We start from the raw sequence: 16,126 nt of genomic DNA, 5'->3' as shown, positions 1-16,126 counted from the left end.
AAAGCGCGGGGCGGGTTTGTGCTAGCGCAAAGCGCCGCTGTCGGGAAACTTTACACTTTTACTTCCACCATACCAGCACTGGGAGTCCGTCAGAATGTTAACCGCCACATACACGCTGGTCGCGCTGTCCGTCGAACAAGCCAGCGTTCGACTCAGTTTGCTATCGTTCCAAAAGTATGTGCGCACCACGCTCATGCAGCAGAACCGCATGACCCTGTCGCAGCTGGAATATGCCTGCGAAAGCCTGAACACCCTGTACCAGGCCTGCCATTGGCGCAAGACCGAGATGTACCTGATCCCGGCGCTGCGCGACGCCACCGAACGCGCCGACCATCTGCTCGATGAACTCAGCCGCCTGAACCAGGCCGCGCTGACCTCGATCCGCCTGCTGCAGGACAAGCTGGGCGCGCTGGCCGATGTTCGCGACGAGCAGGTCAGCGAGGTGTGCGACAGCATCGACACGTTCTGTGCGGCGCTGTTGAAGCGGCTGGAAAAAGAGGAGCGCGAACTGTTTGTGTTGGCGCGCAATGCGATCGCCGGCGAAACCTGGTTCTCCATCGCCAACCAGCTGATGATGCACGACAAGCACCTGCATGAAATGAAACGCTCCGGCCTGCCGCCGGCGGAGGCGGCCCAGGTGGCGGCGCGCCGGCGCGCCTTGCCGGGCGATGCGGTCGACGACGCCCAGATCACCATCCCCGGCCTGCAGGCGCTGCCGCTCGCCGGGCGGGACGAGGTGCTGACGCGGCCGGTGCCGAAGCCCGCGCGACCAGCGTCGCGCGATGATGCAATTATGAAATAACCACCCTCGTATCGCGCTAGCGGGGCAAATGTCGCCCGCTTTGCTATGATGGTGGTTTTAGCCATCACCATAGCGCACCATGTTTGATTTCCTCTTTAAGCGTGCGACCGAAACCTCGGCCGTTCCCACCGCCCCGGCCGCGTCGCCGGAGCAGGTCGCGGCCAGCGCCGCCACCGCCAGCCGTCGCGATGAGCAGACCCGGCGCGCCGCCACGCTGGACGGCAACGAAGCGGCCGCGGTGGCCCTCATTCTGGAAAGCGAATTCGCCGGTGTGCGCCTGAGCGCCGCCGAGCATGTGACGTCGCGCCCGGCGCTGGAGCAGGTGCTCGCCGCCGTGCGCAACACCGACCGCCGCGTCGCCAAGCTGATGCAGGGGCGGCTGGACGCGATCCGCTATCAGCAGGCCGAGCAACAAAAAGCCCAGGCCTGCCTGGAGCAGGCGCAACGGCTGTTGGCGGACGAGAAGCTGACGCCGAACCAGGTGGCCGAGCTGGACCGCCAGTGGCAGGTGGTGGCCGATGTGCCAACCTTGGCCGCCGACTACGCCGCCGCCCGCGCCGCGTTGGCGGCACGGCTGGAAGCGCAGGTTAAGCTGCAACGCACCATCATCGACGCCATGGCGGCGGTGCGCAAGCTGCCGCAAGCCGGCTTGCCGGCGGACGCGGCGCTGCTGGCGCTGGAGCGCCACGCCGCCGACCAGGCGGCGTATCAGCAGGCGCCGGAACACCATGCCTTGCCGCGCCACCTGCTGAGCGACTTTGCCGCCGTGCTGGAACAGACGCGCGCCGCGCTGACCGCGCCGCAGAAACAGGCCGTGTTGGCCGAGCCGGCCCCGGCCCCGGCGCCAACGCCCGTTGCCGCCGTCACCGCGGCCGCGCCCGCCGCCGGGGCCGCTCCGGTCAAGCCCGCCAAACAGCCGAAACCGGCGTCCAAGGAAACCGACAAGAAATTCCTGGAAATCATGGATGCGCTGGAAGCCGCGCTGGAGCAAGGCCAGCTGCACACCGCCGCCGAGCACGACAAATGGCTGCGCGAACACAAAACCCGCCTGAGCCCGGCCCAGACCGACCATCTGAACCACGTCCGCGCCGAACTCAAGCGCCTGGGTGACTGGGCGCGCTGGGGCGGCAACGTCTCGCGCGAGGAGCTGGTCAAGGCGGTGGAGGAATTGCCCGGCCAGAAACTGGCGATGAGCGAGCTGGCCAAGAAGGTCGGCAGCATGCGCGACCGCTGGAAGGCGCTGGACGCCGTCTCCGGCCACGCGCCGAAATCGCTGTGGGAGCGCTTCGACGCCGCCTGCACCACGGCCTACGCGCCGGCCGCCGCCCACTTCAAGCAACTGGCCGACGAGCGTCACGCCAACGCCGCCAAGGCGCACGCGCTGATCGCCGAAACGCAAGCCTTGGCCGAAACGGTCGCGGCCGGCGGCGCGGACCTGAAAAACGTCGCCGCCGCCGGTCAGCGCCTGCGCCAGATGTGGGGCCGTCTGGGCACCATCGACCGCAAGGAGAAACGCAAGCTCGACCACACCTTCGACAAGGTGCTGGCGCACATGCTGTCGCCGCTTTCCGAGCAGCGCAAGCTGGAGGCCGCCAAGCGCGAGGAACTGATCGTCGAAGCCGAGGCGCTGGACCCGGCCGAGCGTCACACGCTGGACCAGCTGCGCCGTCTGCAGGAACGCTGGCAGGAGCAGGCCAAGGCGCTGCCACTGGAGCGCAAGACCGAACAGGCGCTGTGGCAGCGCTTCCGCGCCGCCTGCGACGCCATCTTTGCCAAGCGCAAGGAAAGCGCCCACGCCGCCGACCACGAGCGCAAGGCCCATCTGCACGCGCGCGAGGCGATCTGCCAGCAACTGGAGGAAGCCACCTTCAGCGGTGATGACAAGGCCCAGCTGGCCGCCATCGCCAAGGCGCTGAAGGACGCCGCCACCGCCTGGAACGCCAGCGGCACGGTGCCGCGCGCGGCCGAGGCGCGCATCAGCCAGCGCTACCACAACGCCACCGGCAAGGTACAGGCCCAAGCCGAGGCGATCAAGCGCCGCGCCGGTGCCGCCCAGGCCAACGCGCTGCGCGACAAGCTGCGCCTGACGCAGGCGCTGGAAACCGAACTGGTCACCGACGCCGCCATCGACGTGGCCGGCTGGCAAGCCCGCTGGGCCGAGCTGCCGTCGCTGGGTAATGATTACGAGCGCGCGCTGCAAGGCCGTTTCCATGCCGCGCTGGCGGCGGTGGACGGCCAGCGCCGCGAGTACGCGGCACAACTGGAGCGCAACCGCGCCCGGTTGCTGGATGAAATCCTGCGTCTGGAAATCGTCGCCGGCGTCGACAGCGGCGCCGAGTTCGCCCGCGAGCGTCTGAAGATGCAGGTGGAAGTGCTGCAATCGTCGCTGAAATCCGGCCAGAAGCCGCAGTCGGCCAGTGCCGCCTATCTGCAGCTGTGCGCGATGCCGGCCCTGGCCGACGCCCGCGCCGCCAGCCGCATCGAGCAGCTGTTCCGGCGCATCGGCGCGGCGGAGCGCACATGAGCCTGTCCGAAGTCCGCATCCAGACCGACGATTTCGACCTGAGCACGGAGATCGCCCGGCTGCGCGCCGACCATCCCCAGGTCGGCGGGGTGGTCAGCTTCGTCGGCACGGTGCGCGACCTGAACGAGGGCGCCGCCGTGTCGGCGATGGAGCTGGAGCATTATCCGGGCATGACCGAGCAGTCGATCAGCGATATTGTCGATCATGCAAAACAGCGCTGGCCGATCTTCGGCGCGCTGGTGATCCACCGCGTCGGCCCGCTGCGGCCGAGGGACCAGATCGTGCTGGTGGCCGTGACCTCGGCGCACCGCGGCGAGGCCTTCGCCGCGAGCGAGTTCATCATCGACTATCTGAAGACCGCAGCGCCATTCTGGAAAAAGGAGCAGACGCCGGCCGGCGCGCGCTGGGTGGACGCGCGCGTCAGCGACGATCAGGCGTTGAATAAGTGGCAGTGACTCCTTGAAATGTTATGGGTGGCCCCTATGTTAGCGATAGTTAAATATATCGGAGCATCACCATGCGTCAAGACAAACTCACCACCAAACTGCAGGAAGCCTTGTCGGACTCGCAGAGTCTGGCCGTGGGCAGTGACAATCAATACATCGAGCCGGTCCACCTGCTGACGGCGCTGCTGAACCAGGACGACGGCAGCGCCCGCTCGTTGCTGCAGCGGGCCGGCGTCAACGTCGGCGGCCTGAGCAAGGCGCTGACGGCCGCGCTGGAGCGCCTGCCCAAGGTGTCCGGCGCCGGCGGCAATGTGCAGGCCAGCCGTGACCTGGTCGCCGTGCTGAACCTGGCCGACAAGGAAGCCCAGAAACGCGTCGACCAGTTCATTTCCAGTGAAATGGTGCTGTTGGCGCTGACCGAGGACAAGTCGGACGCCGGCACGCTGGCGCGCGAAAACGGCCTGACCCGCAAGTCGCTGGCGGCGGCGATCGACGCCGTGCGCGGCGGCGCCAAGGTGGACAACGCCGACGCCGAAGGCCAGCGCGAGGCGCTGAAAAAATACACGCTCGACCTGACCGAACGCGCCCGTCAGGGCAAGCTCGACCCGGTGATCGGCCGCGACGATGAAATCCGCCGCGCCATCCAGGTGCTGCAACGCCGTTCCAAGAACAATCCGGTGCTGATCGGCGAACCGGGCGTGGGTAAAACCGCCATCGTCGAAGGCCTGGCGCAGCGCATCGTCAACAACGAGGTGCCGGATTCGCTCAAGGGCAAGCGCGTGCTGGCGCTGGATATGGCCGCGCTGATCGCCGGCGCCAAATACCGCGGCGAGTTCGAGGAACGCCTGAAAGCCGTGCTGAAAGAGCTGGCCATGGACGAGGGCCAGACCATCGTCTTCATCGACGAGATGCACACCATGGTCGGCGCCGGCAAGGCCGATGGCGCGATGGACGCCGGCAATATGCTGAAGCCGGCCTTGGCGCGCGGCGAGCTGCATTGCGTCGGCGCGACCACGCTCGACGAGTACCGCAAATACATCGAGAAGGACGCCGCGCTGGAGCGCCGCTTTCAGAAGATTCTGGTCGACGAGCCGAGCGTCGAGGCCACCATCGCCATCCTGCGCGGCTTGCAGGACAAGTACGAGCTGCACCACCAGGTGGCGATTTCGGACGCGGCGATCATCGCGGCGGCGGAGCTGTCGCACCGCTACATCACCGACCGCTTCCTGCCCGACAAGGCGATCGACCTGATCGACGAGGCGGCGGCCAAGATCAAGATCGAGATCGATTCCAAGCCGGAGGTCATGGACAAGCTGGAACGCCGCCTGATTCAGCTGAAGATCGAGAAGGAAGCCGTCAAGAAGGAGAAGGACGAGGGCTCGCGCAAGCGCCTGGAACTGATCGACGAGGAAATCGTGCGCCTGACGCGCGAGCTGAACGACTACGAGGAAATTCTGAAGGCCGAGAAAGCGGTGGTGCAGGGCAGCACGCACATCAAGGAAGAGATCGACCGCATCAAGCAGCAGATGGAGCAGGCCACGCGCGAAAGCAACTGGCAGCGCGTGTCCGAGTTGCAGTACGGCCGTCTGCCGGAGCTGGAGGCGCAGCTGAAGCAGGCCGAGAAGGCCGTCGCCGCTGGCGGGGCGGCCGATGCGTCCAAGCCGAAGCTGCTGCGCACCGAAGTGGGCGCGGAGGAGATCGCCGAGGTGGTGTCGCGCGCGACCGGGATTCCGGTGTCGCGCATGATGCAGGGCGAACGCGACAAGCTGCTGCACATCGAGGAAAAGCTGCATGAGCGCGTGGTGGGCCAGGATGAGGCGATTGCCGCCGTGGCCGACGCCATCCGCCGTTCGCGCGCCGGGCTGGCCGATCCGAACCGTCCGTATGGCTCGTTCATGTTCCTCGGCCCGACCGGGGTCGGCAAGACCGAGCTGACCAAGGCGCTGGCGGGCTTCCTGTTCGATACGGAGGAATCGCTGATCCGCATCGACATGAGCGAGTTCATGGAGAAGCACTCGGTGGCCCGTCTGATCGGCGCGCCGCCCGGCTATGTGGGCTACGACGAGGGCGGCTACCTGACCGAGGCCGTGCGCCGCAAGCCCTACAGCGTGATTCTGCTCGATGAGGTCGAGAAGGCGCATCCGGACGTGTTCAACGTGCTGCTGCAGGCGCTCGACGATGGCCGCATGACCGACGGTCAGGGCCGCACGGTGGACTTCAAGAACACCGTCATCATCATGACCTCGAATCTGGGCTCGCACAAGATTCAGGCGATGGAGGATGCCGACCCGGGCGTGGTCAAGCTGTCGGTGATGGCCGAGGTGCGGTCGCATTTCCGTCCGGAGTTCATCAACCGGATCGACGAGATCGTGGTGTTCCACGGCCTTGACGAGAAGAACATCGGCGCCATCGCCCGCATCCAGCTGGCGATTCTGGCGCGGCGTCTGGCGAAGATGGAGATGACGCTGACGGTGACCGACGCGGCGCTGCACAAGATCGCCGAGGCCGGCTACGATCCGGTGTATGGCGCGCGGCCGCTGAAGCGGGCGATACAGCAGCAGATCGAAAATCCGCTGTCCAAGCTGATCCTGCAAGGGAAGTTCGGGCCGAAGGATACGATCCAGGTCGATACGCGCGACGGCGAGCTGACCTTCAGCTAAGCGCTGGTCGTTCCGGCGTACGCCGGAACCCATGCTGAGCTGGCGTTCTATGGGTTCCGGCGTGCGCCGGAACGACGCTCGGCGGCGATGCGGTTGCGGCCATCGCGCTTGGCGCGGTACAGCGCATCGTCCGCCCGCTTCAGCACTTCCTCATAGGAGCAGTCACCCGGCCACATCTCGCTCAGGCCGCCGCTGATGGTGGTGCCGGTCTGTTCCACCATGTGCTGGCGCAAGCGTTCGGCGATCGGCAGCGCCTGAGCGCGGGTGGTATGCGGCATCAGCACCACAAACTCATCTCCGCCGAGCCGTGCCGGAAAATCGGCGCCGCGCAACGCCTGCCGGCACACCGCCGCCGTCGTCGCGATGGCCTTGTCACCGGCCAGATGGCCATGCCGGTCGTTGAGGCTCTTGAAATGGTCGATATCGAAGACCAGCACCGAGGCCGGCGTCTGGTAGCGGAGGAACAGCTCGAAGTGCTCGGTCAGCTTGCGCATCAGCTTGCGGCGGTTGGGCAGGCCGCTCAGCGCGTCGGTCTCGCTCTGCTTGCGCAACTGCGTTTCCAGCTTCTTGCTGGCGTTGATATTGCTGGCCACCCACAGCACCGCGTCCTCGCCCAGCACCGCGTATTGCAGCCGCTGCACGCGGCCCTCGAACCAGATCGTCTCGACCGGGCCGGCGCCGCTGACGCCCTTGACGTCATTCGCCGCCAGCGGATACTCCACCACATGCAAGCCCGGCGAGGCCAGCGCGAGCGCGATTTGCGCCTCGAACCAGGCGACCATCTCCGGTTGCAGCACATCGCCCAGTGACTTGCCGACCAGCTCGCTGCCGTCGTGGTAATAGCGCGTGTCCGCGCCACCGAACAGCGCCGCATAGCGGCCGCTGCGGGTCAGAATGAAGGCGGGGTCCGGCAGCGCCCCCAGCAGCGCGGTGATCTGCTGGGGCGAGAAGAGGGCCGGGTCCGCCACCCGATATCGTTGTTCTAATTGATAAGTTTTCACTGCAGCACCGTACTTTTTCGTCCACATTGGCATTAACGGCAGCGTTTCTGAAAACTTGACTAACGGTCATTAATGTTGCAATCCGAAAAATGTTGTGGGTGAGCAGCCGAAGGTTTTCTTGCACATGGCTGAGAAGGCGGACTGGCTCGTATAGCCCAGCTCGGCCGCGACCTGTGACAGTGGCACGCCGCGCGCGATCAGCGGCGCCGCGTGCGCCAGCCGCACTTGCTGGCGCCATTGGACGAAGCCCATGCCCAGTTCGCGCTCGAACAGGCGGGCGAGGGTGCGTTCGGACGCGCCGACCTGTGCCGCCCAGCCGGCCAGCGTCAGTTCCGCGCCGGGCGCGGCGATCAGGGCGTCGCACAGCGCCTTCAGCCGCTTGTCGGCGGGCAGCGGCACCCGCACCGGGCGCACCGCGCAGCGCGGGATTTCATCCAGAATCATTTCCATCAGCAGGTGCTCGCGCGGCGACTGCTCATCGCGGTCGTGCTGCTCCATGGCGGCCAGCAACTCGCGCAGCAGGCCGGACAGTTCCATCACCTTGCATTCCGGACCGGCGAAGGGCGCGCGGCTGGGGTGCACCGACATCGGCCGCAGATGGGTGTTTTCCAGCACCGTCACCGCGTGCACCACGCCGGGTGGAATCCAGATCGCCCGTTGTGATGGCACGATCCAGCTGCTGTGGTTGGCGTCGACCCGCATCACGCCTTGCAGCGCGTAGGTGAACTGGCCCCAGTCGTGGCTGTGCGGCGGCAACATGGCGGTGGCGCGCAGGTCGCGGCCGGCCATGGTGATCGGACGTTGTGGACTGGGCTGGTCACGGCGCCAGTGGAAGCTGGTGTCGTTAAGGATGGGAATCGGCATGGCGGAAATGCGATAAATGTTGTCTTGCTATCTTAAATCAGACGGTCGCAAATTGCTTACACTTGAGCCATCAACCAAGGAGAAAGCAGCATGCATGACTCAACCCTGTGGCGCCAGGATGCCCGCGTGATCGCGCTGGTCGGGCTGGCGCACGGCACCTCGCATTTTTATCACGTGATCCTGGCGGCGCTGATTCCGTGGCTGAAGCCGGAATTCGGTCTCAGCTATTCCGAGCTGGGCCTGCTGATGACGGTGTTTTTCGTGGTCTCCGGCGTGGGGCAGGCGATGGCCGGCTTCGTCGTCGACCGCCTGGGCGCGCGGACCGTGCTGTTCAGCGGCATCGCGCTGCTGGGGCTGTCGGCGGTGATGCTGTCGAGCGCGCACAGCTACGCGCAGCTGATGCTGGGTGCGTTCCTGGCCGGCTGCGGCAACAGCGTGTTCCATCCGGCCGACTACACCTTGCTGAACCAGCGCGTGTCCAAGGCGCGGCTGGCGCACGGTTTTTCGGTGCACGGCATCGCCGGCAATATCGGCTGGGCGCTGTCGCCGCTATTCCTGACCTTTGTGGCGGCGCGCACCGACTGGCGCACCGCGCTGCTGTGTGCCGCCTGGTTGCCGCTGGCCGTGCTGGCGCTGCTGGTCTGGAATCGTCACGTGCTGCGTCCCGAGCCGGCCGTGATACCGGCGGCCGGCGCCACGGCGGTGGCGGACGTGAGCGCTTTCGGCTTCCTCAAACTGAAAGTGGTGTGGCTGTGCTTTGCCTTCTTCCTGATTTCGGCGGTGGCGCTGGCCGGCATCCAGACCTTTGCCGCCACCAGCCTGGTCAGCCTGTACGGCATGTCGCTGGGCACGGCCACCTCGGCCTATACCTGCTTCATGTTCGCCTCGGCGGCCGGCATGGCGTATGGCGGCTTCCTCGGCGCGGGCAGCCGCAACCATGACCGCATCATCATGCTCGCCTTTGGCGCGGCGGCGCTGCTGTCGCTGGTGCTGGCGGCGGCCGTGCTGCCGGCCTGGATGGCGGTGGTGCTGATGGGACTGATTGGCCTGGTGACCGGCATTTCCGGCCCGTCGCGCGACCTGATGATTCGCGCGGCGGCGCCGGCCAACGCCACCGGCCGCGTGTTCGGCGTCGTGTATTCCGGCCTGGACAGCGGCCTGGCGCTCGGTCCGCTGCTGTTCGGCGCGCTGATGGACGCCAATCGTCCGTCCGCCGTGTTTGTGTTCATCGGCATCTTCCAGGCGCTGGTGATCCTGACGGCGGTCGGCGTGGGCGGCAGCACCCGCGTGACGGCGCCCGCCAAAACCGCGTAGTATGCGGTGATTGCCCACCGCCATGCCCGAGGATGATGATGCGTTTTGCCACCGCCGACTTATGCGACGACCACGCCAACCTGCTCGATGACGGTCGGCTGGCCGTGTTGCCGCCGGTATTTCGCCACTACGGCCAGCGCCTGTGCTTTGCCGGCCGCGTGGTCACGCTGAAGGTGCATGAAGACAATGCGCTGGTGCGCGCCACGCTGGAAACGCCGGGCGACGGCCATGTGCTGGTGGTCGATGGCGGCGGCAGTCTGCGGTGCGCGCTGGTCGGCGGGCAGTTGGGCTTGCTGGTGCGTGACAATGGCTGGGCCGGCATCGTTGTCGACGGTTGTATCCGCGACACCGACGAAATCAACGCGCTCGACATCGGCGTGCGCGCCCTGGGCACCCATCCGCGCAAGCCTGCCAAGCAGGGCGTGGGCGCGCGCGATCTGCGCGTGCAGATCGCCGGCGTGCCGGTCCATCCGGGCGACTGGCTGTACGCCGATGCGGATGGGATCGTGGTGGCGCGGCACAAGCTGGGGTAAGCCGAGCCGACGCGGCAGTTCCATCTTCGCCAGCGCATCGGCCCACACGTTGATCCAAAGGATGCGCGCGCTTTTTTGGTGGCGCGGGCGTTCTGAGGGATAATGTCGGATTGAATCATTCAGGATCGCCAGCTTATGTTCTCTTACCGCCACGCTTTTCACGCGGGTAACCACGCCGACGTGCTCAAGCACTTCATCACCATCCAGTTGCTGCAGTATCTGAATCAGAAAGAGGTGGCGTACACCTATATCGATACGCACTCGGGCGCCGGCGTCTACGAACTCGACAGCGCGTTCGCGTCCAAGAACGCCGAGTACGACACCGGCATCGGCCGCCTGTGGACGCTGGACGACCTGCCGCCGGCGATCCAGGAATATGTCGACCTGATCCGCGCGATGAACCCGAGCGGCAAGATGCGCTTCTATCCCGGTTCGCCGTACATCGCCGAGCGGGTGGCGCGCGAGCATGACCGCCTGCGCCTGTTCGAAATGCACCCGGCCGACGCCAAACTGCTGGCCGACAATTTCCGCAAGCTGGACGATCACGCGGCGGCGCAAGGCATCCGCCCGACCGTGCGCGGCAAGCGCGTGCTGGTCACCCGCAGCGACGGTTTCGCGTCGCTGAAGGCGCTGCTGCCGCCGCCATCGCGCCGTGCGCTGGTGCTGATCGATCCGCCCTACGAGGACAAGCTGGATTACAAGAAGACCAAGGACGCGCTGGCCGAATCGCTGGGCCGCTTCCCCAGCGGCACCTACGCCGTCTGGTATCCGCTGCTGCAGCGCATGGAATCGCGCCAGTTCGCGGACAAGCTCAAGCAGTTGCCGGCCGCGCAGTGGCTCAACGTGGTGCTGACCATCAAGCAGCCGATGCCCGACGGGATCGGCGGCCTGCACAGCAGCGGCATGTTCATCCTGAACCCGCCGTACACGCTGGAGCCGATGCTGAAACAGGTCATGCCGTGGCTGGTGAAAGCGCTGGGCGAGGACGCCGGCGCGCGCTTTACGCTGGAGACCGGCACGCAGACGACGGGTACGCGCAACAGTGCCGAGCGCCGCCCGCCGATTCGTCAGAAAAACATAGGCAAGCGCCCGTGATTCGGTATAGGCTGGTGGCAAGCAGATCGACCAGGGGAGCGCCCCATGATGTTAGCCTCGTCACCGGCATCGGCCAGCCTGGCTGACCATTTCTTCCTCGCGCGCCAGCCCATCCTGAATCGGGGACAGCGGCTGGTGGCCTACGAACTGCTGTTCCGCGACGCCGGCGCCTACAACGGCGCCCACGTCACCGACGACACCGAAGCGACCGCCACCGTCATCGCCCACGCCGCCGAGCTGGGCATGGCGCAGGTGGTAGGCGACCAGATGGCCTTCGTCAACGTCGACGCGGTGGGGCTGATGAGCGACTTCATCCGCTTTCTGCCGCACGACAAAGTCATCCTCGAAATTCTCGAAACGGTCCAGGCCACGCCGGAGGTGCTGGCGCGGATACGCGAGCTGAAGGCGGTCGGTTTCAAGTTCGCGCTCGACGACGTGATCGGCCAGTCGGACGATGTGCGGCAATTCATGCCGCTGTGCGACGTGGTCAAGGTCGACATCAAGGAAATGCGGCCGGGCACGTTGCCGGCGCTGGCGCGGGTGCTGAAGAACCCCGGACAGAAGCTGCTGGCGGAAAAGGTCGAGACGGTCGAGGAATTCCAGCAGTGCATGGACCTCGGGTTTGAATACTTCCAGGGCTATTATTTTGCGCGGCCGGTGATCCTGAGCGGCAAAAAAATCGCGCCATCGCAGATGAGTGTGCTGCATCTGCTGGACTTGCTGGACCGTGACGCCAGCAGCCAGGAAATCGAAAGCAGCGTCAAGCACGACGCGCTGATCTCGCTGAACTTGCTGCGGCTGGTGAACACGCCGGTGGTCGGCGCGCGGCAGCGCATCAACTCCATCGGCCACGCGCTGATGGTGCTGGGGCGGCGCCAGCTGCGCCGCTGGCTGCAGATCCTGCTGTACGTGAACAATGGCGACACGCGCGAATTCACCTCGCCGCTGCTGCAACTGGCCACCACGCGCGGCAAGACGATCGAACTGATGGTCGAGTACCGCCGGCCGGGGCAGCGGGTCAGCGCCGACATCGGCTTCACGGTCGGCGTGATGTCGCTGATGGACACCTTGCTGTCGATCCACATGCGCGACGTGCTGGAGAGTGTCAACGTGCTGGACGACGTGCGTGCCGCGTTGCTGCACCGCGCCGGCGACTACGGCAGCATGCTCAGCCTGATCGAACACATCGAGCGCGGCCGCGACGGCGAAGTGCTGGCGCAGATGCTGCACCAGCTACAACTGCGCCCGGCAGAGCTGTACAACATCCAGCTGGCCGCCATCGAGTGGGTCACCGACTACACCCGCAACATCTAAAACCCCGGTGTCAGACCTGACACCGGGGTTTTGACACCGGGGGTTACGCTGCGGCGCGCAGCAGCGTTTGCAGATTGCAGTCGCGCTGCCAGGCGGCGCGCTCGGCGTTGTTGGTGATGCGTTCGCGTAGCTCGTCGTCGCTCTGCGCGGCGGTCGATTGCACCAAGCGGTGCGCCACGCCGGCGTCCGGCAGCATGGTGCCGAAGAAAGCCACCAGTTCGTGGTGCTGGATTAGCAATGTCGGGAAGTTTTCCACGTCCAGGTCGCCCACCACGTCGGCCTGGTCTTCGATGTCGATCCAGACGAACACTTTGTCCGGGTGGCGCGCCGCCAACTCGTCGAAGGTGGCGCGGTAGCCGCCGCAGGTGCCGCACCAGGCGGCGCACAGGCAGGCCACCAGCCAGCGGTCGCCGGCCAGCGCGGCGGCCACTTCTGCACGGTTGGCGGAATTCAGGGTCAGACTAGCCATAGATCAGGTTAAATAGCGCGCTCAGCGTCAAAGCGCGTATTCTACCTCTCCGCGCGGGGTCGCGCCTGTGGGCGCGGCGGGTTAAAATATGGGATGCCTATTATTCTTGCCATTGAAACCTCGTCCGAAACCGCTTCCTGCGCGCTGCTGCGGGGCGATGCCGTCTTGAGCCGCCTCTCCAGCGGCGTCCGTACCCATTCCCAGGCCGTGTTGCCGATGATTCAGGCGCTGCTGGCCGAGGCCGGCATCGCGCTGGCCGATTGCGATGCGGTGGCGTTTGGCGCCGGCCCGGGCTCGTTCACCGGCGTGCGCACCGCCTGCGGCGTGGCCCAGGGCCTGGCTTTCGGCGCCAAGCTGCCGGCCGTGCCGGTGGTGACGCTCGATGCGATGGCGCTGGCCTGCCATCAGCGGCACGGCGCCGAGGCGGTGCTGGTGGTGCTGGATGCGCGCATGGGCGAGGTCTACTGGGCGCAGTATCGGTTTGATAACGGCGCGCCGGTGGCGGTGTCGCCGCCGGCGTTGTCGGCCCCGGCGGACGTGCGGCCGCAAGGTGCGCCGGTGATGTGCGGCAACGGTCTTTCGGCGTATGCGGAGGCGTTCCCGGCCGGCGGTTTTGCCGAGGTGATGCCGCATGCGGAGCAGATCGCGCAATTGGCGGCGGTCGCCTTCGCCGCCGGCCGCACGGTGACGGCGGCCGAGGCGCAGCCTTTGTATCTGCGCAATAAGGTGGCCTACACGCAGGCCGAGCGCCGCGACATGGCCGCGTCCAAGGAAGGCGGCGCATGACGGCACCGGTGTGGGATCTGGCCCGGCTCAATTATGAGCCGATGCAGGCCGCCGATCTGGATCAGGTGTTCGCGCTGGAGCAGAGCGTCTATCCACATCCGTGGCGCATGGCCAATTTTGTCGATTCGCTCAATAGCGGCTATCAGGCTTGGGTGCTGCGTGACGGTGATGGTTCGCTGCTCGGCTATTTTCTGCTGATGGCGGCGGTCGATGAGGCGCATTTGCTGAACGTGGCGGTGTCGGCGGAGAAGCAGCGGCAGGGCCTCGGCCGCTTGCTGCTGAACCAGTCGGTGGCCTGCGCGCGCGGCTTGGGCATGACGTCGGTGTTGCTGGAGGTGCGGCCGTCGAATACGCGCGCGCTGGATATTTATGCGCGCTATGGGTTTAAACAGATCGGCCGGCGCAAGGGTTACTATCCGGCGGCCAACCAGCAACGCGAGGACGCAGTCGTTATGCGGTTTGAGCTATGAGTCAGTCGTCGGCACGGAACACGGTGTTTTTGCAGGAGATGGGGATCGGCGTACAGTGGACGTTGCGCGATGCTCCCGGAACGGTTGATGTGCCAGTGGCGGCGAAGTCGCTCGCGCCGGCCGAGGTCCCGTCGGACCCGGTCGCCCCAGCGCTGGCCGCGCCGTCCGTTGTCGCGCCACCGCCAGCAGTTGAACCACCAGGCGAGCTCCCTCCAGCCATCGCGCCGCGCCCGGCTTCGCCGTCGCCCGCGCCTGCCGGTGAGGACACCGCTTGGTTCGATGATGCGCCCGTGCCGGCGCCTGTGCGCCCGGCCACTCCCGTGCCAGCGCCAGCTGAGCCGGCGTCCGCGCCGCTCAGCGACGAGGCCATCGCGCAAATGGATTGGCCCGCCTTGCAAGCCGCCGTGTCGTCCTGCACCCGCTGCATGCTGTGCGAGACGCGCCACGCCGCCGTCAACGGCCGTGGCGCCGAGCACGCGACCTGGATCGCCATCGCCGGCACACCGTCGCCAGCCGACGAGCAGGCCCCGCAAGCGGTTAGTGGCGAGGCCGGCCAATTGCTGGACAACATGCTCAAGGCCATCGAGCTGAAGCCGGAGTCCGACGTCTACGTGACCAACGTGGTCAAGTGCCGGCCGCCGGAACGCCATCCCAGCGCCGAGGAAGTCATCGCCTGCCGTCCGTTCCTGGATCGCGAACTGGCGCTGACCGGCGCCACCATGGCGATCACCTTTGGCCAGTTCGCCGCCCGTGGTTTGATGATGGGCCCGGCCTCGCGCGGCAAGGTCATGCGCTACAACCAGCTGTCCGTGGTGGCGACCTATCATCCGGACGACTTGCTGCGCAAGCCGGAAGACAAGCCCAAGGCCTGGGGCGATTTGTGTCTGGCGAAAGCCAGCCATGCCTGAGCGGCCGCCCGCCGCCACCTGTCAAACCTTGTTTGAAGGCCGCTGGCCGCGCCTGAACCATCCGCATGTGCGTGCACTGGCGTGGCTGCTGGACGCGCCCGATTTGCTGGACCCGCAAGCGCCGCACTGGCAAGGCCGCATCGCCTCGCTGGGCGCGGTGACGAGCGCCACCGCCGACTGGCTGGCCGCGCTGGAGCGCGATCAGACGCCGCTGCTGGCCGCCCTCGGCGACAAGCACTACTCCCGCCTCGGTCTGTACGCCGAGAAGCTGATGGCCTTCCACTTCGCCGAACACGGTCAACTGTACGCGCACGGCCTGCAAGTGCGCGCCGACCGCACCGACACCATCGGCGAATTCGACTTCCTGCTGCACGAGGCAGACCATCTGGTCCACATCGAGTTCGCCACCAAGTTCTACCTGCTGGACAATGCCGATGGTTTCAACGGCCTGATCGGCCCCAACCTGGCCGACACGCTGGGCGTCAAAATGCGCAAGATCTTCGACAAGCAACTGTCGCTGTCGCAACACCCGGCCGCGCAGGCGTTGGTGTCGTTGCCGATCGTCCGCGCCCAGGCGCTGGTCAAGGGCTGGCTGTTTTACCCGGACGGCGCGCAGCCGATGCCCGGCATCTCGCCGCAGCACTGTCACGGCTTCTGGATGACGCAGACACAGGCGCGAAGCTTGCCGGATCAGCAGTACGGCATCATGCCACGCTTGCAATGGCTGGCGCCGCTCAAGCTGGCAGACGATGCGAATGCCAGCATGCCGCTTGCTGAACTGCTGGCGGAATTGTCGGCGCACACCGCGCCGGTGATGATCGCCGCATTGCGGCGGCAAGGGGCGTGGCTGGTGGAGGAGCGGCGCGGCTTTATCGTGCCCGACGGCTGGCGCGCGCAGGCCGCGCAGCGCCGCCTGGACGGGGCGCTGCCGGTTTAAGTC

Annotated in this window: 15 protein-coding genes; 12 read left to right on the top strand and 3 right to left on the bottom strand. The window is 66.4% G+C overall.

What is annotated here, in order from left to right:
• Positions 1-94 precede the first annotated feature (94 nt).
• From GTP44_RS09005 to clpB, 4 genes are all read left to right on the top strand, one after another.
• Positions 95-802, top strand: a complete 708-nt coding sequence (locus tag GTP44_RS09005; RefSeq protein WP_161019164.1) for a hemerythrin domain-containing protein — start codon at positions 95-97, stop codon at positions 800-802.
• A 79-nt stretch (positions 803-881) separates the two neighbouring features.
• The gene (locus GTP44_RS09000) at positions 882-3,326 is read left to right on the top strand and encodes a DUF349 domain-containing protein (protein WP_161019163.1); all 2,445 of its coding nucleotides are present in this window, start codon (positions 882-884) and stop codon (positions 3,324-3,326) included.
• On the top strand, positions 3,323-3,781 hold the full coding sequence (moaE, locus tag GTP44_RS08995) for a molybdopterin synthase catalytic subunit MoaE (protein WP_161019162.1): 459 nt from the start codon (positions 3,323-3,325) through the stop codon (positions 3,779-3,781). Before GTP44_RS09000 ends, moaE begins: the two co-directional genes overlap by 4 nt.
• A 62-nt stretch (positions 3,782-3,843) precedes the next feature.
• Positions 3,844-6,432 carry an ATP-dependent chaperone ClpB gene (gene clpB / locus GTP44_RS08990; protein ID WP_161019161.1) on the top strand — a complete coding sequence of 863 codons (2,589 nt, stop codon included), beginning with the start codon at positions 3,844-3,846 and terminating at the stop codon, positions 6,430-6,432.
• 47 nt (positions 6,433-6,479) lie between these two features.
• Here the strand turns inward: clpB and GTP44_RS08985 are convergent, their stop codons facing one another.
• On the bottom strand, positions 6,480-7,433 hold the full coding sequence (locus tag GTP44_RS08985) for a GGDEF domain-containing protein (RefSeq protein ID WP_371867183.1): 954 nt from the start codon (positions 7,431-7,433) through the stop codon (positions 6,480-6,482).
• A gap of 69 nt (positions 7,434-7,502) precedes the next feature.
• Positions 7,503-8,297 carry an AraC family transcriptional regulator gene (locus GTP44_RS08980; RefSeq protein ID WP_160992902.1) on the bottom strand — a complete coding sequence of 265 codons (795 nt, stop codon included), beginning with the start codon at positions 8,295-8,297 and terminating at the stop codon, positions 7,503-7,505.
• Between the two features lie 90 nt (positions 8,298-8,387).
• On the opposite strand from GTP44_RS08980, the gene GTP44_RS08975 reads away from it, so the two are divergent.
• The 4 genes from GTP44_RS08975 (at position 8,388) to GTP44_RS08960 (ending at position 12,553) form a co-directional block, all read left to right on the top strand.
• The gene (locus GTP44_RS08975) at positions 8,388-9,611 is read left to right on the top strand and encodes an MFS transporter (RefSeq protein ID WP_161019159.1); all 1,224 of its coding nucleotides are present in this window, start codon (positions 8,388-8,390) and stop codon (positions 9,609-9,611) included.
• 38 nt (positions 9,612-9,649) lie between these two features.
• Positions 9,650-10,144: a ribonuclease E activity regulator RraA gene (rraA, locus tag GTP44_RS08970; protein ID WP_160992909.1), complete on the top strand. Its 495-nt coding sequence runs from the start codon at positions 9,650-9,652 to the stop codon at positions 10,142-10,144.
• A gap of 135 nt (positions 10,145-10,279) precedes the next feature.
• A complete protein-coding gene (locus GTP44_RS08965; RefSeq protein WP_160992900.1) occupies positions 10,280-11,239 on the top strand; it encodes a 23S rRNA (adenine(2030)-N(6))-methyltransferase RlmJ in 960 nt (319 codons plus the stop codon).
• A 48-nt stretch (positions 11,240-11,287) separates the two neighbouring features.
• On the top strand, positions 11,288-12,553 hold the full coding sequence (locus tag GTP44_RS08960; protein WP_371867186.1) for an EAL and HDOD domain-containing protein: 1,266 nt from the start codon (positions 11,288-11,290) through the stop codon (positions 12,551-12,553).
• Positions 12,554-12,596: 43 nt separating this feature from the next.
• Here the strand turns inward: GTP44_RS08960 and GTP44_RS08955 are convergent, their stop codons facing one another.
• Positions 12,597-13,022 carry a thioredoxin family protein gene (locus GTP44_RS08955; RefSeq protein WP_160988594.1) on the bottom strand — a complete coding sequence of 142 codons (426 nt, stop codon included), beginning with the start codon at positions 13,020-13,022 and terminating at the stop codon, positions 12,597-12,599.
• Positions 13,023-13,115: 93 nt separating this feature from the next.
• Between GTP44_RS08955 and tsaB the strand changes: the two genes are divergently transcribed.
• Genes tsaB through GTP44_RS08935 form a run of 4 tightly spaced genes read left to right on the top strand, consistent with a single transcriptional unit; the run spans position 13,116 to position 16,123 of the window.
• Entirely contained in the window at positions 13,116-13,808 is a 693-nt protein-coding gene (tsaB, locus tag GTP44_RS08950) for a tRNA (adenosine(37)-N6)-threonylcarbamoyltransferase complex dimerization subunit type 1 TsaB (protein ID WP_161019158.1), read from the top strand.
• Entirely contained in the window at positions 13,805-14,278 is a 474-nt protein-coding gene (gene rimI, locus GTP44_RS08945) for a ribosomal protein S18-alanine N-acetyltransferase (protein WP_161019157.1), read from the top strand. The genes tsaB and rimI overlap by 4 nt, the downstream gene beginning before the upstream one ends.
• A 38-nt stretch (positions 14,279-14,316) precedes the next feature.
• Entirely contained in the window at positions 14,317-15,186 is an 870-nt protein-coding gene (locus GTP44_RS08940; protein WP_229256845.1) for a uracil-DNA glycosylase, read from the top strand.
• On the top strand, positions 15,179-16,123 hold the full coding sequence (locus GTP44_RS08935) for a DUF1853 family protein (RefSeq protein WP_161019155.1): 945 nt from the start codon (positions 15,179-15,181) through the stop codon (positions 16,121-16,123). The genes GTP44_RS08940 and GTP44_RS08935 overlap by 8 nt, the downstream gene beginning before the upstream one ends.
• The last annotated feature ends 3 nt before the right edge of the window (positions 16,124-16,126 follow it).

It is taken from the genome of Duganella lactea, from assembly GCF_009857505.1.
In the GTDB taxonomy this organism is placed as follows: domain Bacteria; phylum Pseudomonadota; class Gammaproteobacteria; order Burkholderiales; family Burkholderiaceae_D; genus Rugamonas; species Rugamonas lactea.
This window is presented reverse-complemented; position numbering and strand designations above follow the sequence as displayed.